The sequence below is a fragment of the Devosia sp. genome (assembly GCF_965229025.1).
Classification (GTDB): Bacteria; Pseudomonadota; Alphaproteobacteria; order Rhizobiales; family Devosiaceae; genus Devosia_A.
On the sequence record NZ_OZ245853.1, the window covers coordinates 3,801,938 to 3,824,519 of the forward strand.

Sequence of the window (22,582 nt, forward strand, 5' to 3'; positions counted from 1 at the left end):
CGACTCACACTTGCGACAACAAATTCGGCAGTTTGCCCACAATTTGCGCATCGTCTGATTTTGCTTAATGCTAATGCATACGGGCAGCGTCGCATTGGTGGGCGCGCCAAGGTCAGAGATCTAACTTCCATCCGCCGAATTTTGAGTAGTTGTCATGATTGGCGAATGGGGCGGCTTCACCCGAATGCCCGGGAAAGGCGGCCGACCCCGCTCCGGCAGGAACATACCGCCACCAAACCAGTCATTAATGAGTGTTCGCTAGCTTCGGCACGAACTCTGAGGGAGTGAAACAATTCTATGTCTGGGTGCGAAGGCTGCAGGAATGGCGCGAAGTTTGAACTGCCGTTCTCCATGGCATTTCAACCCATCGTCGACATTCGGTCGGGCTCTGTGTTCGCGCACGAAGCCCTTGTTCGTGGTCCGCATGGGGAGGGGGCTCAATCGGTCCTGTCGGCTGTAGACGCTACGAACCGGTATGGCTTTGACCAGCAATGCCGTGTCAGGGCGATAAATCTGGCGCATAAGCTCGACCTGGCAGCGCAGGGCGCCTGCCTGTCGATCAACTTCATGCCAAACGCGGTCTATGAACCTCGGGCCTGCATTCGGTTGACGCTGGCGGCCGCGTCAGCTGTTGGTTTCCCGCTCGAAAATATCATACTTGAGTTTACCGAAGCGGAGCGTGTCGAGCCCAGTCATTTGCTCGGGATCCTGCGCAGCTACCGCGACATGGGCTTCAAGACGGCCATTGATGATTTCGGTGCCGGCCACGCGGGGTTGAACCTACTCGCCCAGTTCCAGCCCGACATCGTCAAGCTCGACATGGAGCTGATCCGTGGGATCGATACCGACAAAACCAAGATGACAATCGTTCGAGCGGTGACAGGGATGCTCGCGGACCTCGGCATCAAAACAGTGTGCGAGGGCATCGAAACTATCGACGAATTCCGGGCTCTGAGTGATCTTGGCCTGACGCTATTTCAGGGTTATCTGCTGGCGAGGCCGCGGTTTGAGGGATTAGCGGAGCCGCACATCCCGACTCTTTGATGGCTACGACCGTCATCCCGGTTTGCGTGCCTAGCTCCACTATTATGTCGAGCTGCTGCCGAATCGAGAGCATTGCGAGACACTAGACGCGCCATGCTCTGTAACTGGTATCAGTCTATGTTATAGCGAATGTGAGTTCCTTAACTCGGCCAGAAGCACGTCACGGATTCAGCACGCGAACGCTGCTGCGGACGCGAACAACTAATCGTCAGGACGCTGCGGGTTCGATATCTGTTTCACGCTTTTCTCCGAAACGCAGACGCGGAATGATGCGCGGCACGCGTCTGGCGTAGGTGGCGTATTCGGGGAAGGCCTTGGTAAGAATGCGTTCTTCGTTGATCATGCGGCGCCACAGCAGCAGCACCACAACGAGCGCGACCACGACCGACCAGACAGAGAAATTGATCAGAGTGACGCCTGCCATGAGGACGATCTCGCAGAAGTAGAGCGGATGCCGGACAACGCTGTAGGGACCCTCGGTGACCAGTTTGCGAGCGCTCGCCATGATCGAGTAGGAGCGTCCCAGCCACGAGAGACTGTAGGCGGAAGAGCAGAGCCCCACGATCATGACGAACACGGCGACCAGCGACCAGAACTCGCCGATGTGACCAGAGGGCATAAGGGGAATAAGGAGTATTAGGTAGGTGCCAAGCAATGCGCTGATCCGCGGCTCAAGCCCGACGGCGACTGCCTTGGCCGGACGTCGCGCTAGCGTCAGGCCGACCGCGATCAGGCTGAAGATCAGCAGCATCAGGGACTTCGAGAATTCTGCAATGACCGCGAAGGCCGGATCGCCCTCGATCAGGATTTCCACAAGATGGGTGCCCTGGATCTGAACCACGTAGAAGAGCCAAAGCAGGATTAGCGTGCGTCCTGCAACCTCCTCAAATGCCCCCCAGAACGACGTCTTGCCTTGAGAGGCCTCACTTGCTGTTGCTACGGTCACCTGTCCACCCCGACTTTTCGCAGCGCGAATTAAGCCACAAGTAGCCTTAGCCGAGCGTTAAGGCCGGAATTTTCACCAATGGGACAAAGAATTGTTGTCGGTCTGACGGAAACGTCGGTTTCCTGAATCCCCGTTTTGTTCACTAAGTGCGCATGAAGGCCGCCGCGCGGGCGGCTACGCCGGAGCCGATGTATTGGGGTCTGAGTTCTCATATCTTGCGAGGAGTTCACCCAGCAGGCGGTTAGGAAACCGGCGCTGCTGCGTGATCGCGTAAAAGCTCTCGGTCAGCCGCGGCATGCGATAGTATTCTGTCAGCACTGCCGACGATAGTTCGTCTCGCACCACGATAGGTGGGACAAGGGTAAGGCCCGAGCTCTCTCGTGCGAACAAGCGCAACATGGCCATGTCGTCGACTTCAGCCACGATAATTGGCCGAATGCCCGCCAGATCCATCAGGCGGTCGAAAGCGACCCGGATATCGCTATCGAGACTTGGCAAAAGGACGGGTTCGGTTCGCATGTCCTCAGGGAACCTGAAGCGCGGTCCATCTGGTCTGGGTCGTCCGACGAGACTCACGGCCTGGTCACTCAGCAGGTGATTGCGGAATGGCGTCCGGGAGTCGCGCAGGGCAGCACTGTTTGAGAGCACTACATCGATGGCATGAGCCTCCAGCTGTGCCAACAGATCGCGCATGGTTCCAGAGCGAACGATCAGTTCCACATCCGAGCGACCGATAAGGGGACGCAAGAATTCCAACTGAAAGTTGCGCGAAAGTGTCGTCAGGGCACCGACTCGCAGCACTTGACGCTTGTCGGCTGGTCGGCCTTCCAGGGTGCTCATCAATTCGTCGCCGGCACTAAAGACGCTGTCGGCATAGTCGAGGGCGATCTGGCCGGCCTCGGTCAAAACGAGCCGCTTGCCCACTCGATCAAACAGCTGGTGGCCCATTTGATGTTCGAGTTTGTGGATTTGCACTGACAGGGCGGATTGAGACAGATTCAGTCGTTCGGCCGCTCGTGTCAGGCTGCCTTCGTGCGCGACGGCCCAGAAATACCGCAGGTGGTTAAAGTTCAGGCTCTTCATATCGTCCTATAAAACAGAACGAAATCGCCGAAACAATGAATTTTATCCCACGATCGCTCAAGGCTAACACTCCGCCACTGTGACATGCAGCTCGGAGAATGACCTCGTGCCCATCACTGCGTTACCTCTTCTCGCACCGTTCTGCCTGCTGTTGAGCGGCGTGATCGCCTTCGCAAGCCCAGAGAAGCGGATACGATCCACCGTGCGGCTCTGCGAAGCGCTGGCTTTGGTTGCGCTGTTGATCGCAGCGCTGTCGGCCTTGGCGCTGGCAATGCTTGGCACCGAGGTCAGCCCGTTGTTCGGCCTTTGGGGGACAGGCGTTTCGATACGGCTGGATGCTGTCAGCGTCACGATGCTGCTTCTCGTCTCATTTATCGGCTGGATCGTCGTGCGCTATACCGCGACGTATCTGGCCCGCGAGGCAAGGCAAGCAGCTTTCAGTGGCTGGCTGTCTCTTACCCTTGCCGCCGTGCTTATGCTCGTGCTGGCGGGCAATCTCATTCAACTCGTCCTGGCCTGGATCGCGACCAGCCTCTTCCTGCACCAATTGCTGCTCTTCTACCCGGAGCGGCCGGCAGCGCAGCGGGCCGCCCGAAAGAAGTTTATCACCGCGCGGCTGGGTGACTTGGCGCTGTTCGGCGCTGCGGTTGTCCTCGGTATCCAATACGGCACAACGGACATTGGCAGCATCCTCGAAGCGGCGCGGTCTGGTGAGGGGGGCGGTCTCGCCATGGCAGCAGCCGCGCTGTTCGCCGCCGCAGCGCTCCTGAAGTCGGCTCAGTTTCCCACGCATGGCTGGCTGACTGAAGTTATGGAGAACCCAACCCCAGTCTCAGCCTTGCTCCACGCAGGCGTTATCAATGCTGGCGGGTTTCTCCTCATTCGCTTCGCCGACGTAATGCTGCTGGCGCCAACGGTCCTTGCCGTTCTGGTCGTGGTTGGAGGTTTCACGGCCCTTTTCGGTGGGCTCGTGATGCTCACCCAGCCTGCGGTCAAGACTTCGCTCGCCTGGTCGACCGTCGCCCAGATGGGGTTCATGGTGCTGCAATGCGGACTGGCGCTGTTCCCGCTGGCGCTGCTGCATATCGTGGCGCACTCGCTCTACAAGGCGCATTCGTTCCTCGCCTCCGGCGGTGCCGTAGAGACGATTGCCGCCAATCGCCGGCCAGGGCCCGTCGCCATTCCCAAGGCAGGCGCAGTAGCGCGCGCCTTCCTGCTTGCCCTCGCGATCTACGTCGTGATCGGGCTCGTGTTCGGATTTGAACACAAGTCGCCGCAGGCCATCGCACTCGGCGCGATCCTGATCTTCGGTGTTGCCTACATGCTTGCCCAGGGCCTTGCCGACGCCGCACCGAGGGCCCTTACCCGGCTGACGATCGTCTATGCCGTCGCGACATCTGTGGGTTACTTCGCGCTGCAGCAGGTTGCAGTCTGGCTCACCGCGAGCGTCCTTCCACTGACGCCAGCCCCGGGAGCTCTGGAATGGACGCTTATCGCTCTTGCCGTGCTCAGCTTTGGCGTCGTCGCGGTTGTGCAGGCGATGTTCCCCCTCTGGGCCTACCACCCGGCAGCCGCGGGACTTCGTGTGCATCTTTCCAATGGTTTTTACACAAACGCCATCTTCGACCGGATGCTCGGTGGCTGGCGTGTTGCGGGCCACACGGCACCTAAATCCAACTCAACCGGAGCCTAACCATGTCGCATGTCGATATATCCAGCGAACCCCAGGCCCACCAGATCCGCCTTGCAGCCGACCGGGCCGCGGGGGCAATTCCTCCTGCTTGGCCTCTCGCCTCGAGTGTCGCGGTCAATCCGTTCCTGGGTCAGACTGACGAACCGCTCAGCCAGGTTGCGGCGCGCCTTGCACGGGTTGCTGGAGCGTCCGTCACGATGCCACGCAGTTGGTATCGCGACCAGATTGCGAAGGGCACCATAAACGAGCAGGACCTGTCTGATGCTTTGGCCAGAGCGCCGTTAGGGCTTGGGCCCGAAAGCCTCGCGTCACTGAAGTCCCAGTTGCAAACTCCTGCACGGCCCCTAGTCGCAACCATGACCGTTGCCGACCTTGCAGCCAAAGTGTCCGGCATCGATTGGCCGGGCTTGATCAATGAACGCTTCGGCGCGTGGGCCGCCGGATATCTCGACGAGGGACAAGCCCTCTGGGCAGCGCCTCGGGGACGGAGCGCATACGCGGCATGGCGTTTGGTTGCGATGCACGACCTCACGCCAGAAATTGTCGGCCTCTCCGGTTTTGCGACCCATGTCGCGGAAGCTCCGGAAGGTGCTGTGCAGGCGCTGGAAAGAGCGACCGCGCGTCTGGGACTGCCGGATGCAGCCCTCGAGACCTATTTCCACCAGCTTCTCATTGGCCTTGGTGGATGGGCCCAGTATGCCCGCTACCTCTTGTGGCAGGCCGAATTGAAGGGGGGAACGGATGCTACGGTTGGCGACTTCCTTGCCATCCGGATGCTTTGGGAGGAGGTCCTGTGGGATCGCTACGGGGACCAGATTTTAGCCGACTGGGGAGCCGTGGTTGCCGTCCATGCTGCACCGTTGAAGCCAGCTGCGGATCAAGTGGTCGATGCATTGTTGCAGGAAGCCGCTGAGCGTGCGGCACAACGAGCCCTAGCTGATACTCTTGCAGCCCCAAGCGCCGGTGCTCGAGAAAGCCGACCCGCTATACAGGCGGCTTTCTGCATCGACGTGCGTTCCGAAGTCTTTCGCCGCGCTCTTGAGTCCTTGAACCCAGAGATCCAGACTCTCGGTTTTGCAGGGTTCTTCGGCATGTCTGCCTCCCACCGGCGGTTCGCGTCGGACGTTGAGGAGCATCGCCTTCCAGTCCTTCTGAACTCCGGACTCAGTTCAGTCGCTGGTGATCGCGGAATGGCTGGCACTGACCGGTCCACCCGGGTCAAGGAAAGGGCGAAACGGGCTTGGGGGCGGTTCAAGCTCGCAGCCGTCTCGTCCTTTGCATTTGTCGAGGCCACAGGGCCTATCTATGCCAGCAAGTTGGTGGGCGATGCGCTTGGACTCAAGGGTGCGCGGCTGGCGACCGACCCGGCGCCCCAACTCGTTCCGAGGCCGGATCTTCCGACACGCATCAAGACCGCAGCGACGGTGCTGCGGGCCATGTCATTGACCAGTAACTTCGCGCGACTGGTCGTGCTCGCCGGACACGGGGCAAACGTCGTCAACAATCCGCATGCGAGCGCGCTCCATTGCGGTGCTTGCGGGGGTTACGCCGGGGACGTCAACTCCAGGCTTCTGGCCGTGCTGCTAAATGACGGCGAGGTGCGCTCTGGTCTCGTCGGTGAAGGAATCGAAGTTCCGGCCGATACCCTGTTCGTGGCTGCGCTGCACGACACGACCACGGACACGGTCACGCTCTTTGACGAGGATCATCAGTCGCCTTCGCATGGTCCAGATCTGGCGGTCGCGCAGGACTGGTTCGCTTCGGCCGGCCTGATTGCCAGATCTGAACGCGCCCTGCGCCTGCCGCACGCGACCGAAGAAACGATTCTCCGGCGCAGCCGGGACTGGGCCGAGATCCGTCCGGAATGGGCACTGGCCGGCTGCAATGCCTTCATTGGAGCGCCCCGGCGGTTCACATCAGGCAAGAACCTACAAGGGCGTGCTTTCCTCCATGACTATGATTGGCGGGCGGACAGTGGGTTCAAGGTGCTGGAACTGATCATGACCGCACCGGTTGTCGTCGCGAGCTGGATCAGTCTGCAATACTACGGCTCGACTGTGGCTCCTGCGCTGTTCGGCGGGGGCAACAAGCTACTGCATAACGTTGTCGGTGGGATGGGCGTTCTCGAAGGCAATGGCGGAGCGATGCGTGCCGGTCTTCCCTGGCAGTCGGTCCATGACGGCGAGCAGTTCGTCCATGAGCCATTGCGGCTATCGGTCTGTATCGCCGCGCCATGCGAGGCCATGACCGAAATTCTGGGCAAGCATGCCGGCGTTCGGGCACTCTTCGACAATCGTTGGCTGCACCTGTTCGCCCTCGATGAGGCCGGTCGGATGGCATGGCGCTATGGCGGCGACCTGAATTGGACCCCAATGGCGGCTTCAGCGGAGTCCGACACCGAACTGCGGGCAGCTGTTTGAGCATCCACGGCCAAACAGCGGCGTTGATCAGGAGATCGTCTTTTGGAAACCAGCAGCTCATACCTGTCGAGACTTGAATCGGAATCAATTCAGATCCTGCGTGAAGCCGTTTCGGAGGCCAGCAATCCCGTAATGCTGTTTTCGGCAGGAAAGGATTCAACAGTGATGGCGCACCTCGCGCTCCGGGCTTTCTATCCTAGTAAGCCCCCTTTTCCACTCCTGCATGTCGACTCGACTTGGGAGTTTCGCTCCTTGCTCGCATTCCGTGATGATTTCGTTCGCACCAACGGGCTGGACCTCATTGTCTATGCCAATGAGGTCGGCCGGCAGCAGGGGATCAATCCTTTCGACCACGGCGAGCACTACACGCGGATCATGCGCACCGAGGCGCTCAAGTCCGCCCTTGACGAAGGGGGTTACGACTTCATTTTTGGTGGGGCACGGCGGGATGAGGAAAAGACGCGCGCCAAGGAGCGTGTTTTTTCGATCCGGAATGCCAACCACGTCTGGGACCCACGTCAGCAACGACCAGAGCTTTGGCAGATCTACAATTCGCGTATCTCGCCTGGTCAAACCGTCAGGGTCTTTCCGCTCTCAAACTGGACCGAGAACGATATTCTCGCTTACGCCCTGTGGCGAAAGATCCAACTGGCACCGCTCTACTTTGCCATGCATCGCCCAGTGGTCGAACGAGGTGGCTCTTTCGTCGTGGTGGATGACGAGTCACTCATGAGGTTCTTACCGGGCGAGACGCCAGTTGTGCGCTCTGTAAGGTTCCGCACGCTCGGATGCTGGCCAGTGACCGGTGCGATTGCTTCCACCGCGTCTGACCTCGGAAGCGTTGTGCTCGAAACCTCGGCGTCCTCCAACTCAGAGCGGCAAGGGCGGATCAACGACGGTGAGGATGGTGGATCGCTGGAACGCAAGAAGCAGGAAGGCTACTTCTAGTGTCGCCGGACTGGTCATCCTATTTCAACGGCAAGTCTGCGGTCCTGGCCACAATGCATGGCAAGGAGGCGGCGATTGCACCTACTCTCGCAAAAGCTCTTGGGCTTGACGTTATGGTGCCGGCCGACCTCGATACTGATCAGTTCGGAAGCTTCAGCAGAGAGGTGCCGCGAAAAGGCTCACAACTTGACGCGGCGCGCGCGAAGATCGCTGCTGGATTCGCGCTTGTGCCGGGTGCGTCTGTGGGAATTGCCAGCGAAGGCACCTTCGGTCCTCACCCCGCCATGCCGATCGTGCCGCAGGCACGGGAGCTTATTCTGCTAGTTGACAGGCTGACAGGCCTCGAACTGCTTGGGGAAGACGTTTCGCTCGAGACCAACTACGCTCACCAGGTTGTGAGCCAAGCGGAAGACGCGCTGTCGTTTGCTATCAGGTGTGGCTTTCCCGAGCACGGGATCGTTGTTTCCGCATGTGTAGATGGTGCTCCAGATCCAACGCTTGGCATCGACAAGAGTATCGTCGACGAGAACGCTCTAGTGTCCGTGACAACGGACTTCGTTGGCAAGTTCGGCACCGCATTTGTTGAAACCGACATGCGCGCATATCGGAATCCAACCCGGATGCAGGTCATTGCACGCGCCGCTGCCGATCTGGTCAGTCAGTTCAAAAGTCGATGCCCGTCTTGCGGATATCCTGGATTCCGCGTGGTGAAAGTCGTGCGCGGACTTGAGTGCGGCTGGTGTGGGGAGCCGACCTCCGCGATCAGGTCGAGGGTTTCTTCTTGTGCGTCGTGCGGGCACACAGAAGAAATAGCTCAACAGGCTGACTCACGAGCCGACCCAAGTATTTGCGAGCTCTGCAATCCATAGCGACGGAAGGACTTTAGCTCTTTTACGGCCCGCTAATCCCCTCTGAGTGAACTTCCAGCTTGCAGATGCGAGGCTAGACGACGCTATTTTCTGGTCAATTTAATGAGGTAGTGACCCGCTATACTCGCGGATGACGACCTCAAGCTTCGACAGCTTGTTCGATCGCCTCTACCTCCGGCCCGCGTACCTAAGTGAGCACCCAACAGAGACATGGCAGAGCGGGTCGAGTGACGCCGTTGCGCTAGGCTTTAAGCAGGGCTTCGGGTGGAACTCCCAGTGCCGCGGCTATGACGCCAATATTGTCGAGCCCGACGTTACGGATGCCCCGTTCGATGCCAGAAATGTAGGTCCGGTGCAGCCCGCTCTCGAACGCGAGGTCCTCCTGCGACATGCCGCGCTCTTTACGCAGCCGCTTGATGTTCCCGGCGAAGATTTGTCGAAGTTCCATGCCTTCGAGGCAACGCGGATGTAGCCCATCGATCTACAGCCGATGAGTCTCATTTGAAGTTGACTTGCAGCCTATTAGTCTCATCAGTGTCCGGTATCAACACCGATCTGATGGAGCTCATTTTGCGCATAGAACCAAAGGCCCATAACCACATCGTCCGCACCGGGACAGCACCGCAAGCCTGCGGCTTTCGCACTCTTGCTGCGCTCGCGGTGGTCGTGACGGGAGTCTGTATTGCCGCGCCTGCCGCTGCGGAGGAGGCACACAAGTTCGGACCTGATGCACTGAACTCTTATTGCGATGGGCAAAAGCGCTACCTCGCCATCATCAAAGAGTCCGACGAAAAGTTCGGGGTTACCGGTACCGATGAATCGGTTGAGTGGATCCGGGCGCGACAAGCCGAAAACAACGCCCAGATCGAGAAAGACCTTGGTGCGCCTTATCTGGAATGGGCACCCGTCGCGGCAAGCGAATGGTGGAACCAGCGCTGTGAAGCCCTTTGGCGCGGCTGGCTGATGATTGAGGAGAAGGACGCTATGGCCTCGACCAGCGACGACGCCCGAAAGGTCGAGGAGGCTCTGGCTCTCCTCTACATCAAGATGACCAACAGGGGGGAATTCAAGAACTTCGACGGCAGGCCCTACAAGGGCGCTACCTGCAAGTCCGACGTCATCGACGGTTTCCGCTTAACGGGTTGCACAATGTTTGGCGGAGGGTTCTTCGATGGGTTCTTCAGTGATCCAATGATCTTCATGGTCGCAAACAAAGATGGTCACCCAGCCTTTGTTCCCCTCGAGACCAATACGAAGGAGGATATCCAGAGTTCCTACTATAGCGACGTCAATGGGAACCCCGTGATGACGGGCTGGTACGTCGGATCGTATCCATTGCCCTTCGACTGGCCCAAAGCCGTAAAGCGGTTTGCGAGGTGACCGGCGACAGGCACGGTTGGCACGCGGACTAGCCGGTGCAAATTCCATCCGTCTACCGGATGTCCCCAGAGCCTCTAGCTGAACGAGCGCGAACTCCACGGATTGATAGAAGTTGCCTCCTTGGCGCCCTAGCTATGGCGTGGACGAAGCCGCTTGCGCTCCAGTTTTGGCCGACCCTGCGAGTTGAGCTTCAGCTGACCACCCAGCTGACGCCGCATGTGGTTGAGAAACTGACTGAGACTATCGACCTGGTCATCGTGCTTGGTGTTGGGGAAGCCGGTGACCTCGCTAAGGAAGGCCGGCAACCAGTCAGCCGACTCCGGCAGGTAGACTCGCCCTTCTTCGATGATGGCTGAGCACGCGGCAAGACGATCTTCCTTGCTCCCCTTGGGGTTGACCGTGCGGTAGCGGTTGTATTGGTCGCGCTCGATCAGGTCGCTATAGAGGTTGCGGCCACTGTCTGCCTTCTCGAGCAGCACTCGACCGGCGCTGTGTCGGTCGATGACTTCGAGTATGAGTCTACGAAGTGCGGGATACTCCAGCCGCTCGCGGTAGACGCGTAGAAGGTAGTAGCGATTGTCCTTAACGCCCCAGACGGACCCGGCGGAAAAGTCGTTGTTTTCATTGGCCGCGGAGGCGGTGTCCCAACTGACGACCACCGCATCGAACCCCCGATCCAGTTCATCGAGAGAGTAGGTCTTGAACCAGGCGCTCTTGACCAGGTTGCCAAGGCGCGGGATCGGGTCCTGCTGGTACTGCGCAGAAAAGACCAAAGAACCGAGGTCGCGCTGGAGCTGGGCAAGGGTCTCGTGATCCTCACGGTCAGGATCGATCACACTTCCAGAGACACGGATGTAAGGCTTGGACCTTCCGATCAGTGGATGGACCGTTTCAAGCTCAGCAATTGCCGGCGCTTTTAGCACGCTCCAGCCATGGCCGGGTGATGCGGTCAGGTAGCCGGTCACATCGTCTTCGTGCAGGCGCTGCATGGCTACGACGATGCGGCCCGTCTTCTTGTCGTTGAGCCGAGAGAACAGGGTGTTGGAGAACCACTCATTGACGCGCTTACGCTCGGCTTCCGACTGAACATCGCCAGGCTTGATCGGATCGTCGACGATGATGATGTCGGACCCACGCCCCGTCAGTGTGCCCTCGACCGAGGTCATGTTCACCCCGCCGTTGCGATCCGTGACAATCTCAGAGGAGGTGTTCTTGGTGAGGCGGACGTCCGGGAACGCCCGCCTGTACCAGGGGCTCCCGAGGACGCTGCGCAGATCTCGCATCATCTTCTCACCTAGCTCCTGAGAGTAGCAAACCAGCGTGAACGTGGTGCCAGGGTTCCGTCCGAGGACGAACGCCGGAAAGGCCACCGAAGCCGAGATCGACTTCAGGTGCCGCGGCGGCACGTTGATGATCAGCCGCGTCAGCTCGACCCGTTCGACCTGATCGAGGTGCCACGCCATTGTGCTGAGGAGCCAGTTTGGCTTGACGTTCTGGCCATCGTTGAGGTGCTGGAATGTTTTTGCGATGAAGGCGTCGAGGCGTCTGGTCAGTAGCACCTCGAGCACCGCCGCCTGATCATCAACAGGCAGGGGGTGTTTTGGAATCTCATTCATCGGCAAAGCCCTTCAGCAGGTTGCGCAGTAGCTCCTCATCAGAGCGCGACAGATCACGATCGTCTGGAATCGCCGCGTCCTGCGCCTCGAAGACATGCAGCAGTGCGAACAGCAATCTGGTCTGAGATGGTTTGCCACTGAGCGTATCAGCCACGACGCGCTTCATGATCGCTTCGAGCTTGGTGACGGTTGTCACCCTACCGTTTTCACGAAGGGTGACTTTGCCCTGAAGCTCCTGACGCAACAGTGTGAACGGACTCCTTGCCCCCTTTGGCCTGCCGTTGGGGTTGCCAGACTGGCCCGGCAGGAATTGAGCATGCCGTGGCGGCTTACCGTACCCGACCTCATACGGTTCTTCCGATGTGGGGGAGGGCGCCGGAACCGGAGCCCCTTTCTGCGGTCGGGGTCTCTCCCGCCGGCGAACGATAGGAGAGGGCGGCTTGGCGGTCGTGTCACTGGCCATATCAAACCTCCCCCACCGATACCGCGCTCGGGCGCACGCGAGTGCGAACGGGTCGTTCAACGAGCGGAGAGGTCTCTTCCGGGCTTGTTGCGGCGCGCCGAGCGGCCAGCGCGTCGAACGTCAGTCCAGTTTCCTGATGAATCGCGTCTATGCCAAACCGTGCCTTGAACCGCCGGATAGCCACATCAACGTAGAGCGGATCGAGTTCGGTGCAACGAGCGATCCGCCCTGTCTTCTGAGCGGCCACAATCGTCGTGCCGGATCCCACGAAGCTGTCGATCACCAATTCATTTCGGTTGGTCAGATCCATGATAGCGTCGGCAATCATGGCCACCGGCTTTACCGTAGGGTGTGCCTCGAGGTCTGCCATGCGCCCAGCGCCAAAAGTGTTCACGCCGGCATAGTCCCAAACGTTGGTCCGGTACCTGCCTTTGGCGCCAAGCATTACGTTATTTACGTGCGAAGCCTTGCCCTTCTTGAAAACCAGAAGCAGTTCATGCTTGCTGCGATAGAGGCTGCCCATGCCGCCGTTGGACTTGTTCCAGACAATGAGATTGAGCAGCTTCAGCCCTTGTTCTCGTCCGACCCGGAGCATGGTCTCGACGCTTCGCCAGTCGATGAATAATGCGACGATGCCTCCATCCACTACGTTCGCGGCCATCACCACGATGGCTTTGCATAGGAAGTCCGCGAACTCGTCGGTAGTCATTTCACCAGAGGCTTGCACGAATTCCCGATGGTGCGTCTTGCCGAGCCCGCCCACGTGACCATCGACCGGTACGTTGTATGGGACATCGCTTAGAACCAGCCGGGCCGTCTCGCCGCCCATGAGCACACCAAAGGTCTCGCTGGACAATGCGTCACCGCAGACCAGCCGATGCTCCCCCAGCATCCACACGTCGCCAACCCGGCTGACGCGCACGGCATTCGGGGCAGGGGCCTCGTCGTCGGGGCTCTCGTCCTCGCTGGCGTCGATGGGATTGAGAACCAGATCAATCTCGGCAGTGTCAAAACCGGACCACTGAAGATCGAAGCTGCTATCGATCTCGAGGATGGATTGGAACTCGAGCTTCAGCACATCGCGGTCCCAAGTGGACATCTCCGCGAGCTTGTTGTCGGCGATGCGGTAGGCCTTGATGTCGGCCGCAGACAGATTGCTCGCGACGAGTACCGGCAACTCGTCGTAGCCAATTCGACGAGCGGCCTCGACGCGCGCGACGCCTACGATGATCTCGCCGGTCGCCTCAATCAGTGGCGGACACAGAAAGCCGAAGCGCTGAATGCTAGCGCGGATGCGTTCGATCTGGGCCTCAGGGTGCTTTCGCACTCGTGGACCGGGACGCAGGTTTGCGGTCGGCCAATATTCAATTTGTCGGTCGTTGTTCCTACGGTTGGGCACGGGTGGTCGGGTCTTTCGCACTTTGGCGCTCCTATCTACCCAGCACCACAACGGTGACTGGTCAGTCGTGCCGACCCCGAGAACAGTGAGCGGCTGCGACCCGAGCAGGATTGCTGTCATCGGCGAACGAGGGAATTGGGGGTACAAACTAAAAGTCGGCACCCCTCAGAGGCGAGCGATCCGCGCCTCGTGCCGGAGCCGAGGGACCAATTTTCATCTCGGGGCAAATGAACCCCGGTGCAAAAGTGGTCGGAGAACCTGGACCGCGACCTTCTAAGTTCGTCGTGCCAGCGACCCTGATCGTGAAGGGTGTTCAGGATATGAATTCCCTGATCGGACGAAAAGATTCCCTGTTCAGGGGCTTAGGGAATTTAGCCGCTAATGCACTGAAGAGACTGAGAAAATCGGCGTCCCGTCAGGTGCGAGAAGGCCAGAAAACTGCCAAAGTCCCTGTATTCTCCCGACGAACAGGGAAAACGGAGGCTGGTTTGCGGTGACTACATCCACCGCCACTAAATTATTAATATTACAGGTGTTTTTTGTCCCCGCTGGGTGACTTGGCTAACCCTCGGAAAGGTCGCGTCTATTCGCCCTGCTGGCTGCGCGAAGCCAACTGGAGACTGCTAATACAGCCCCACAATTCGCAATGCATTCGGGGCGTTCTCTGGTCGGCTATTCCGCACTTGGCATTAAGGCGCTTCATTCCGCCACCGGTTCGTTGGCGGACTACATGGTAGGTGGCAGTTGGCTTGAGGGGCTGCTTCTGGTCCAAAGCGAACCTTTCGGCAGACAGGCCAGCCCTTGGTTTGATTGTTTCCGGCTCGTCGACTTCACAGAAGACCGCTGCTGACCTGCAGTTTACGGACGTAGTCCACCGGACTGGCTTCATACAGCGAATGCGCAGGAAGCAGCGCTTCAACCGCGCCGTGACGGAGCACCAAAACCCGATCGGCAACGTATCGTGCAACTGCTAGGTCGTGGGTGATGAAGAGGCCGGCGAAACCTATCTCGCGTTGGAGATCGATGATCAGATTGAGAACCTGCGCTTGCACCGAAACATCGAGTGCGCTCACCGCCTCGTCAAAGACGATGAGTTTGGGCCTGGTGGCGAGGGCTCGGGCGATGGTGACGCGCTGCCGCTGTCCGCCCGACAGTTCCTGCGGGAACCGGTCGGCGAAGTCCCTGGGCAGTCCCACATGATCGAGGAGTTCCAGCACCCGGGCCCGGCGGTCAGCCTGCTGGCTCATACCCGCCAGATACATCGGCTCGGCGATCGAGCGTCCAATCCGCATGCTGGGATTGAGCGACTGAGACGGGTTCTGCAGCACGGCGGCAAGTTTGCCACGCAGTTTGCGCGATTGACCCAGAACCGGGGCGCCTGAAAACGCGAGCAGGCCCTCGCTTGGCTTGGTGAGACCAAGGCAGAGGCGCGCCAGTGTTGTTTTTCCCGAGCCGGATTCACCGACCACCGCAAGCATTTCGCCCATACCGAGCTGGAGTGACAATGGCAACAGCGCCTGGATGCGGTGGCGGGCCCATGGCGGACCACCCAAATAGTGTTTGCCGACGCCCGCGAGTTCAAGCACCGGCCCGCTCACTCCGTGTCTTCCACGGCCAGACTGTCTGCATAGTGACAGGCCGCATCGTGCGGCAACTGGGGCATCGGGCGTTCGGTGCGGCAGAGGTCCGTGGCATGGCCGCAGCGCGGCGCGAAGGCGCAGAACTCCGCACGGGCCATCAGTTGAGGCGGCATGCCGGGGATTGGCTCCACCCGCTCCCCGGGCCGCTCTCGTCCGACTGCGGCATCCATCAGGGCGGTTGTGTAGGGATGCACAGGATGCCCGAGTACGTCGGCTGTCATGCCCCGCTCGATGACACGTCCGCCATACATAACAGCGACGCTGGCCGCGTGCTGCTGGACCGCATGCAGGTCATGCGTGACCAGCAATAGAGCAGACCCCCTTGCATGACACGCCCGCACAAGAAGTTCGAGTACTGTCCGCTTGACGGAAGCATCAAGGGCTGCCGTTGGCTCGTCGGCAATGATCAGCTTTGGCCGCCTCGCCAGCGCCAACCCGATAGCGACGCGCTGCGCCATGCCGCCTGAAATCTGATGCGGGTAGCTTGCCAGCACGCGGTCGAGGTCGCGCAGGCCGAGCCCCTCCAGGGCTTGCAGGGCCTCGGCCCGCCCGCCACCGAGTGCCACAGCCAATTGCCGGCCGATCTTCATGGTCGGATCCAGGGTCGCGACCGGGTCCTGGAAGATATACCCGATCGTTTCTTGTCGTAGCCTTTTCAATCCGGGCTCGTCGTGCGTCGCGACGTCCGTTCCATCTATGGAAACTGTTCCGGAAACGAGCAGCAGGCCGGGGATCGGCAGGCGCCCGATGGCAGCGGCAAGAGTGCTCTTTCCTGACCCACTTTCGCCGACGATGGCGACAATTTCGCCGGCCGACACGGAGAGGCTGGCGGCATCGAGGGGGCGCGAGACCTTCCGGCCGCCGCGATACTCCATGACCAGCTCTTCTACCTCGAGCAGGCTCATGACCGGCTTCCCGAAAAATAGTCTTTCAATCCATCGCCAATGAGGTTGATCGAGAGAATGGTGAGCGCCAGCACCGCTCCTGGAATGAGCACGAGCCAAGGGGCAAGCGGCAGATAGGGGCGCCCTTCAAAGATCAGCGAGCCCAGCGATGCGCCCGGTGGCTGAACGCCGAGCCCAAGAAAACTGATGCCGCTCTCGATGATCATCCCGAATGAAACCGAGTATGCCGTCTGCACGATCAGCGCACCAGAGATGTTGGGAGCGATATGCATCGCTAAGGCGTAGATGGGCCCGGCCCCGGCAACACGCGCTTGAACCACATAGTCTCGATGGCTGATCACCAGTGTCTCGGCCCGTACGGTGCGAATTACGGCAGGCAGGGTCACGAGTGCGACTGCCGCAATGGCGCTCGCCGAGCCCGGTCTGAAGAGCGCCGATATCGGGATGGCAAAGACAATCGCGGGGAATGAGAACAACGCGTCTGCCAGCCGGGCGATCACCTCATCGACAAGGCCGCGGAAATAGCCTGCCAGCATGCCCAGTGCCGTACCAATCAGAATGGCGATCAGAACGGCTCCGCTCGCCAGCAATACGGATTGCTGAATGCCTGCGGTCGTTCTGGCGAGGATTGAACGTCCAAGGTTGTCGGTCCCAAACAGATGGGCGCCACTGGGCGCCTGCAGCGGCGGGCCGACGATCGCCGAAGCCTCTCCAAAAAGCCCCGTATAGCCCAACGCGCCACACACGAGGAGGATGAGCAAGACGCCTGCGCCCAGGCGAGAGAGTTGGTCGAAGCTGCGCGTCATGTGGGGCGACGCGTGCGCGGGTCGAGCAAGGCATAGAGAACATCGACCAACAGGTTGAGCAGGATGAAGAGGCTCGCCGCGATCAGCGCGCCGGCCTGTACCACCGGATAGTCCCGCAGTTGGACGGCCTGAAGCAGGTAGCGGCCAACACCGGGCACGGTGAATGTCGACTCAACGATTGCCGTACCCCCCAGCATGTAGCCGAAGTAGATGGCAATCGTCGTGAGTACCGGAATTGCAGCGTTCTTCAGGATATGGTGGCGAACCACCTGAGCCCTGCCTTGGCCCCGGGCTATTGCCGCCATTACCCATGGGCCTTCATCTGCCGCTGCTGAGGCATTGCGAGCTGAGGTGCTTATGAACCCAACGCCGAGCACCGACAGCGTCATCGCCGGCAGCAAAGTGGTCGAAAAAATCGTCGCCCATTGCAGGTAGCGCGACACGACAAAGAGTAAGACGGTACCGACAACGAAATCGGGAATGCTGATGGCCAGCGAGCCAAACAGTCGCGCCGACCCACGGGCAAGTGGGGACTGGGCAAGGCCGCCAACGAGGCCGACCGGTAGTCCGATGGCGATAGCCAGCGCGGTGGCAATGGCCGCGATGGTCACAGTCAGCGGGAGACGAGCAGCGAACTCCTCGCTGACCGGCTTCTGGGTAACCAAAGAGGTGCCGAAGTCCCCCTGAAGTGTTGCACCCAGCCACTGGACATACTGGACCGGCAACGGCTGATCGAGGCCGAACTGGGCCTCGATCCTTGCCTTGGCCTCTGGGGTAGGATGGGCGCCCAGAAAGACATCCGCATAGCCCCCGGGGAGGGCATGGATAGCCGAAAAGATCATCAGCGAGACGATCACCAAAGTGATCAAGGCGCTGCCGATGCGCCGCCCCGCGTAAGCTATCAACTCGCCCATGTCATGCACTCCCCCGAGGTGTCAGAGCTTGGTGAACTCGGCGATGTGGCGCAAGGTGCCGTTGTATCCTTCGTTGGGCTGAATCACCGCCGACAGGCGATCCGTCCGGTATCCCACCGTCACCGGTTTGGTGACCAGAGGGATCATCTGCGCGCTCGCATCGACCAGTTCGCAGACTTCCTTGAACATGGCTGTGCGTTCGGGACCAACGGGGGTCTTGCGCACATTGGCGAGCAGGTCTGCCAGCTTCGGCTCGCTGACAACATAGCCGCCGGTCGAGCCCGCGATGCTGGGTTCCCACAGCGGCGGCACCATGCCCGGGTCGGCGTATGCTGACCAGAAAAGCGGCGCGGCCTGGAACTGCGCGTTGACGAAGACCTTATCGACGAACACACCTTCGTCGACCACCGTCAGAACGACATTGATGCCGGCCTCGGCCAGATTCTGCTGGATCACTTGAGCGATCCGCTGAATGGCCTGGCTGGACTGAACCAGCATTTCGAAGGTGAGGCCACCCGCCTCCTGCACCAGCGCCTTGGCCTTTTCTACATCTCTGGTCTTGCCGGGGGCAGGACAGGAGCCTTCGAAATTGACCGGCGCGGCGCCCGAAACGGCACCTTGGCCACTCAGCGCGATCTGATGGATCTGTTCGCGGTCGAGAGCCAGGAACACAGCCTCCCGCAGCTTGGCATCACGGAAAGGCGAGTCGGCATAGACGGAATTGAGAACCAGTGTGTAGAGGTCCGGCGTGGACTGCGATACGACGGCTACGTTCGGGATAACCTGCAACAGTAGTGGCGCGTCGGGATTTTCGAAATTGGCGATGTCGATGGTCCCATCTTGCAGCGCAGACAGCCGCGCAGTGTCATCGGTGATGATCTTGACTGTCACCTGCTCGACCTTGGGTAGGCCAGCCTGCCAGTAGAAGGGGTTCTTCTTGAGCGTCCAGAAGTCGTTCTGCTGATGCTCGGTGACCATGAAGGGGCCTGTGCCGAGCATGTCCTTGGAGGGATCAAACGTGCCCGCCTTCAACTCCTCCATCGGCAGAATCGCTGTCATGCTGGCCGCCAGCGAGGCGAGAAGCGGGGTGAAGGGTTCGTTGAGCTCGACCGTCACTGTCCTGGCGTCGGTCGCAGCTATCGACTTGACCGAGCCGAGCTGGAATGCCCACCACGAGCCAAACTTCGGATCGACAATACGCGACAGGCTGCCAGCGACATCATCGGCAGTCATCGCACGGCCGTTGGAGAACTTAACCCCCTCGCGGAGATGGAACACATAGGTGGTCGGTGACGGCGTCTCCCAGGACTCGGCCAGGCCGGGCAGGGTTTCGTAATTGTCGCCCATCTGCACCAGCGTCTCGTAGACGAGGTACTGAAGCTGCCATGCGGAGCCGACAAGCGCTGTATGCGGATCGATCATGCTGACTTCGATCGACTTGCCCCACACGATGCTGGCGGCCTCCTGAGCGAAGACGGCACGGGGGAGAGCCAAGCTTGCCGCGACTGCGGCGCTCGCCTGCAAGAGCGTGCGGCGGGACATGGACTGGGGAGTATGAAAGAGCTGCTTTGACATGACGACGACCTCCAGGTTGCACCGATCAAGTGACATGATCCACAGTCATGAAGCACGATTTGTGCCAGTCCAACGTCTTCTCGTGCGCGCGCCGAATTTTGGGGAGTTTGGCGCGCGCAGTCCACCCGAACGAAGGAATGTGATATGATCTTTGCTCATGTTTTCATCAAGCGCCGCTTGAATTTTGTGCAGGACCAGCCCCCGTGCCAGTGATCTGGATGCGACTCTATCGACCGCAATAACAACAAAACCGGCTCTTTGTGGTGGGGCGACGAAAGTGCTCGAGGTTGGCATGAAAGTTGACTGTTAGTCACGTGATGTGCAAACCGTTCTCCGGGAGGACCTTGTGCCAATGCCGTCACTTGCCCGATTGGGTGCCACACAACTCGCCGAACTTGTCAGGCGTCGGGACGTATCCGCGCGCGAAGCCGTAAGTGCGGCACTTGCCGTCATATCGAGCCGGGACGAAGACGTGAACGCCTTCGTTACCGTGTGCGCTGATCGGGCGCTGGCCGCTGCCGATGAGCAGGATGCGCGGCTCAGCCGGGGTGAGCCCGCTGGACCTCTGGCTGGCGTTCCGGTTGCCATCAAGGATCTGCTTTCGACCAAGGGAACGCGCACAACGTTCGGTTCGGTGCACTATGCCGACAACATTCCTGCCGAAGACGATGTGGCGGTGGCGCGACTGCGCGCTGCTGGCGCCATCATTGTGGGCAAGACCAACACCTCAGAGTTTGGCTATGGGGCGATCCCGCACAACCGCCTGTTCCCCGCAACTCGCAACCCATGGAACCTTGCCCTTGGTCCGGGCGGGTCAAGTGCCGGGTCCGCAGCGGCTGTTGCTGCCGGAATGGTGCCACTGGCCCTCGGCAGTGACGGCGGCGGATCGATCCGTGTGCCGGCGGCTTTGACCGGGCTGGTTGGTTTCAAGCCCTCCTGGGGACGGATCCCTGTCTATCCTGGCTGCCGTGACGAGCGCATGCCCGGCGCTTCAGGTTGGGAGAGCCTGGAGCATATCGGCCCGCTCACGCGCTCGGTCGAGGACGCCCATCTTGCCTACTCAGTCCTTGTCGGGCCCGATCCGCGTGATCGTCATAGTCTGCCCCTTGCACAGGCGCAGGATGTGGCCAGCGCTCGTCCCGTGCGGATCTGCTACAGTCCGGACCTAGGCTTCGCCGCAGTCGATCCCGAGGTCGCAGCGATCTGTGAGCAAGCCATCGAGCGTCTCGACAATGCCCTTGACGCTGTCTTCGGCCTGGGGCACCCGGCAGTGGGTGATGTACAAGCTACTTTCGACGCGATCGTGGCGCTCGATACCGATCGGGTCGGGCTTCGAAAGTTGCGCCAGTATACCGAGATTGACTTCGATGCGGTGCTTACTCGGGTGCTCGACACTGAGTGGTCAGCGGATGATTTCAGTGCTGCACTTCTCGATCGCAAGCGCATCTCCCGCGAGATGTCGGCGTTCTTCGAAGAGTGGGACCTGCTGGTGACCCCCGGCGTGGCGAGCGCAGCAATCCCCATCGAACTCGACTATCCCGCAAGCATTGCAGGCAGACCCGGCAGCGCAGCCGGCTTCACGCCGTTTTCGGCGGTGGCCAACTTGACCGGGCAGCCGGCGTTGACCTTGCCGGTCGGACTGACGGCCGATGGACGCCCAGTCGGGCTGCAGTTGATCGGTCGGCATCTCGCCGATCACACGGTCCTGACTCTGGCTGCCCTGTTTGAGAGGGTTCTCGACTTCCCCGCTCTACTGGACAAATCGCCTTCGGTGCCGCATTCGTTGTTCCACAGAGGATAGTGGCAATTGCCGAGCGAACCACGAAAACCTGACACCAGACGCGACGAACTGCAGGTGGGCGCGCGGCTCAAGCATGCGAGGTTGCTCGAGGGCATCCTGATCCGCGAACTCGCCGAGCGCGTGGGCTGCGCCGAGAGCATGATCTCCAAAATCGAGAACGGTAAGGTAGCGCCGTCGCTCGACATGCTCCAGCGCCTTGTTACCGCCCTCAATCGCGACCTGGCCTCGTTCTTTGGCGCAGATATCAATTCGCCGGGTCTCATCCAGCGAGAGGGAGAACGGCCGGTCTCCGCTACCGATGCGATCCGCGGCGGCAGTGGTGTCAGCTATGAGCGCCTGGTGCCCTTTGGTGGCGGCAATTTGCTTGAGGGTAACATTCACCGACTCGAGCCTGGCGCCGAGAAAGTGGACCCAATCACGCACCAGGGCGAAACGCTGGGCTATGTCATCGAGGGTGAACTCGAATTGACTATCGAGGCAACTACTTATCGCCTCAAGGTAGGTGACTCGTTCTTCTTCAAGAACCACCTGACTAACCGCTATCGCAATGTCAGTTCCAAGCTCACGCGTCTGGTCTGGGTGAACACGCCTCAGATCCACTAGCTCACTAGTGTCTTTCCCTATGCTGATGCGAGCCAAGAGCAAGCGGCAAAACGAGCATAGGGAGGGACCGCTTTTGGCGCGAAATGGACCGAAGAACCGCCTAGAGAGGGACCAATCGCAAACCGGTGGTGCAGTGGGGCCGCTGCCCGAGTGACGATTGTCCTGAAAAACTAACGCGATCAATAACTTATAGAACGATTGCGTGGGAAGTTCCTTAGAAATCCGGGGGTTAGCAAGCTCAACTCCGTTGCCAGTTCGAGTCTATCCCTTCCTGCCATTAACTCGCTGATATTAATGGCTTTTTTCGTCTCCAGCCGTTGCCTCAGCTAACCCTCGGGAAGGTCGCGTCTATTCGCCCTGCTGGTTGCGCAAAGCAACTGGAGACCGCTAATACAGCCCCACAATTCGCGATGCATTCGGGGCGCCCTCTAGTAGGCCAATTGGCGCTTGGTATTGAGGCGCTTCACTCCACCGCCG

Annotated in this window: 19 protein-coding genes; 8 read left to right on the plus strand and 11 right to left on the minus strand. The window is 60.0% G+C overall.

Annotation, left to right across the window (positions count from 1 at the left end):
• Window positions 1-297 precede the first annotated feature (297 nt).
• A complete protein-coding gene (locus ACO06J_RS18470; protein WP_421762179.1) occupies window positions 298-1,044 on the plus strand; it encodes an EAL domain-containing protein in 747 nt (248 codons plus the stop codon).
• Window positions 1,045-1,252: 208 nt separating this feature from the next.
• Here the strand turns inward: ACO06J_RS18470 and ACO06J_RS18475 are convergent, their stop codons facing one another.
• Both ACO06J_RS18475 and ACO06J_RS18480 read right to left on the minus strand, forming a co-directional pair.
• A complete protein-coding gene (locus ACO06J_RS18475) occupies window positions 1,253-1,885 on the minus strand; it encodes a methyltransferase family protein (protein WP_421762180.1) in 633 nt (210 codons plus the stop codon).
• A 279-nt stretch (window positions 1,886-2,164) separates the two neighbouring features.
• The gene (locus ACO06J_RS18480; RefSeq protein ID WP_421762181.1) at window positions 2,165-3,073 is read right to left on the minus strand and encodes a LysR family transcriptional regulator; all 909 of its coding nucleotides are present in this window, start codon (window positions 3,071-3,073) and stop codon (window positions 2,165-2,167) included.
• Between the two features lie 106 nt (window positions 3,074-3,179).
• Here ACO06J_RS18480 and ACO06J_RS18485 point away from each other — a divergent pair, with 106 nt between their 5' ends.
• Genes ACO06J_RS18485 through ACO06J_RS18500 form a run of 4 tightly spaced genes read left to right on the plus strand, consistent with a single transcriptional unit; the run spans window position 3,180 to window position 9,003 of the window.
• The gene (locus tag ACO06J_RS18485; RefSeq protein ID WP_421762182.1) at window positions 3,180-4,766 is read left to right on the plus strand and encodes a proton-conducting transporter membrane subunit; all 1,587 of its coding nucleotides are present in this window, start codon (window positions 3,180-3,182) and stop codon (window positions 4,764-4,766) included.
• Window positions 4,767-4,768: 2 nt separating this feature from the next.
• Window positions 4,769-7,186 (plus strand): YbcC family protein, encoded by a 2,418-nt coding sequence (locus ACO06J_RS18490; protein WP_421762183.1) that lies wholly within the window; start codon window positions 4,769-4,771, stop codon window positions 7,184-7,186.
• 42 nt (window positions 7,187-7,228) lie between these two features.
• The gene (gene cysD / locus ACO06J_RS18495) at window positions 7,229-8,134 is read left to right on the plus strand and encodes a sulfate adenylyltransferase subunit CysD (RefSeq protein WP_421762184.1); all 906 of its coding nucleotides are present in this window, start codon (window positions 7,229-7,231) and stop codon (window positions 8,132-8,134) included.
• Window positions 8,134-9,003, plus strand: coding sequence for a DUF6671 family protein (locus tag ACO06J_RS18500; protein WP_421762185.1), 870 nt, complete (start codon window positions 8,134-8,136; stop codon window positions 9,001-9,003). Before cysD ends, ACO06J_RS18500 begins: the two co-directional genes overlap by 1 nt.
• A 241-nt stretch (window positions 9,004-9,244) precedes the next feature.
• On the opposite strand, the gene ACO06J_RS18505 is transcribed toward ACO06J_RS18500, so the two are convergent.
• Window positions 9,245-9,451, minus strand: a complete 207-nt coding sequence (locus tag ACO06J_RS18505) for a helix-turn-helix domain-containing protein (RefSeq protein WP_421762186.1) — start codon at window positions 9,449-9,451, stop codon at window positions 9,245-9,247.
• A gap of 86 nt (window positions 9,452-9,537) precedes the next feature.
• Here ACO06J_RS18505 and ACO06J_RS18510 point away from each other — a divergent pair, with 86 nt between their 5' ends.
• Window positions 9,538-10,383, plus strand: coding sequence for a hypothetical protein (locus ACO06J_RS18510; protein WP_421762187.1), 846 nt, complete (start codon window positions 9,538-9,540; stop codon window positions 10,381-10,383).
• A 128-nt stretch (window positions 10,384-10,511) separates the two neighbouring features.
• On the opposite strand, the gene terL is transcribed toward ACO06J_RS18510, so the two are convergent.
• From terL to ACO06J_RS18550, 8 genes are all read right to left on the minus strand, one after another.
• Entirely contained in the window at window positions 10,512-11,999 is a 1,488-nt protein-coding gene (gene terL / locus ACO06J_RS18515; protein ID WP_421762188.1) for a phage terminase large subunit, read from the minus strand.
• Entirely contained in the window at window positions 11,992-12,462 is a 471-nt protein-coding gene (locus tag ACO06J_RS18520) for a DUF5681 domain-containing protein (protein WP_421762189.1), read from the minus strand. The genes terL and ACO06J_RS18520 overlap by 8 nt, the downstream gene beginning before the upstream one ends.
• 1 nt (window position 12,463) lies before the next feature.
• Window positions 12,464-13,882: a site-specific DNA-methyltransferase gene (locus tag ACO06J_RS18525; RefSeq protein WP_421762190.1), complete on the minus strand. Its 1,419-nt coding sequence runs from the start codon at window positions 13,880-13,882 to the stop codon at window positions 12,464-12,466.
• A gap of 809 nt (window positions 13,883-14,691) precedes the next feature.
• Window positions 14,692-15,459 carry an ABC transporter ATP-binding protein gene (locus ACO06J_RS18530; RefSeq protein ID WP_421762191.1) on the minus strand — a complete coding sequence of 256 codons (768 nt, stop codon included), beginning with the start codon at window positions 15,457-15,459 and terminating at the stop codon, window positions 14,692-14,694.
• A complete protein-coding gene (locus ACO06J_RS18535) occupies window positions 15,456-16,406 on the minus strand; it encodes an ABC transporter ATP-binding protein (protein ID WP_421762192.1) in 951 nt (316 codons plus the stop codon). The genes ACO06J_RS18530 and ACO06J_RS18535 overlap by 4 nt, the downstream gene beginning before the upstream one ends.
• Window positions 16,403-17,212, minus strand: coding sequence for an ABC transporter permease (locus ACO06J_RS18540; protein ID WP_421762193.1), 810 nt, complete (start codon window positions 17,210-17,212; stop codon window positions 16,403-16,405). The genes ACO06J_RS18535 and ACO06J_RS18540 overlap by 4 nt, the downstream gene beginning before the upstream one ends.
• Window positions 17,209-18,126, minus strand: coding sequence for an ABC transporter permease (locus ACO06J_RS18545; protein ID WP_421762194.1), 918 nt, complete (start codon window positions 18,124-18,126; stop codon window positions 17,209-17,211). Before ACO06J_RS18545 ends, ACO06J_RS18540 begins: the two co-directional genes overlap by 4 nt.
• A gap of 21 nt (window positions 18,127-18,147) precedes the next feature.
• Window positions 18,148-19,737 carry an ABC transporter substrate-binding protein gene (locus tag ACO06J_RS18550; protein WP_421762195.1) on the minus strand — a complete coding sequence of 530 codons (1,590 nt, stop codon included), beginning with the start codon at window positions 19,735-19,737 and terminating at the stop codon, window positions 18,148-18,150.
• A gap of 316 nt (window positions 19,738-20,053) precedes the next feature.
• Between ACO06J_RS18550 and ACO06J_RS18555 the strand changes: the two genes are divergently transcribed.
• Both ACO06J_RS18555 and ACO06J_RS18560 read left to right on the plus strand, forming a co-directional pair.
• The gene (locus ACO06J_RS18555) at window positions 20,054-21,502 is read left to right on the plus strand and encodes an amidase (RefSeq protein WP_421762196.1); all 1,449 of its coding nucleotides are present in this window, start codon (window positions 20,054-20,056) and stop codon (window positions 21,500-21,502) included.
• A gap of 6 nt (window positions 21,503-21,508) precedes the next feature.
• Complete coding sequence (locus ACO06J_RS18560; protein WP_421762197.1) at window positions 21,509-22,105, plus strand: cupin domain-containing protein; 597 nt, start codon at window positions 21,509-21,511, stop codon at window positions 22,103-22,105.
• Window positions 22,106-22,582: the final 477 nt, after the last annotated feature.

Coding starts and splice junctions, on each gene's coding strand:
- ACO06J_RS18470 (WP_421762179.1), top strand. CDS start 298: ATGTCTGGGTGCGAAGGCTGCAGGAATGGCGCGAAGTTTGAACTGCCG.
- ACO06J_RS18480 (WP_421762181.1), bottom strand. CDS start 3,073: ATGAAGAGCCTGAACTTTAACCACCTGCGGTATTTCTGGGCCGTCGCG.
- ACO06J_RS18490 (WP_421762183.1), top strand. CDS start 4,769: ATGTCGCATGTCGATATATCCAGCGAACCCCAGGCCCACCAGATCCGC.
- ACO06J_RS18505 (WP_421762186.1), bottom strand. CDS start 9,451: ATGGAACTTCGACAAATCTTCGCCGGGAACATCAAGCGGCTGCGTAAA.
- terL (WP_421762188.1), bottom strand. CDS start 11,999: ATGAATGAGATTCCAAAACACCCCCTGCCTGTTGATGATCAGGCGGCG.
- ACO06J_RS18520 (WP_421762189.1), bottom strand. CDS start 12,462: ATGGCCAGTGACACGACCGCCAAGCCGCCCTCTCCTATCGTTCGCCGG.
- ACO06J_RS18535 (WP_421762192.1), bottom strand. CDS start 16,406: ATGAGCCTGCTCGAGGTAGAAGAGCTGGTCATGGAGTATCGCGGCGGC.
- ACO06J_RS18540 (WP_421762193.1), bottom strand. CDS start 17,212: ATGACGCGCAGCTTCGACCAACTCTCTCGCCTGGGCGCAGGCGTCTTG.
- ACO06J_RS18545 (WP_421762194.1), bottom strand. CDS start 18,126: ATGGGCGAGTTGATAGCTTACGCGGGGCGGCGCATCGGCAGCGCCTTG.
- ACO06J_RS18550 (WP_421762195.1), bottom strand. CDS start 19,737: ATGTCACTTGATCGGTGCAACCTGGAGGTCGTCGTCATGTCAAAGCAG.
- ACO06J_RS18555 (WP_421762196.1), top strand. CDS start 20,054: ATGCCGTCACTTGCCCGATTGGGTGCCACACAACTCGCCGAACTTGTC.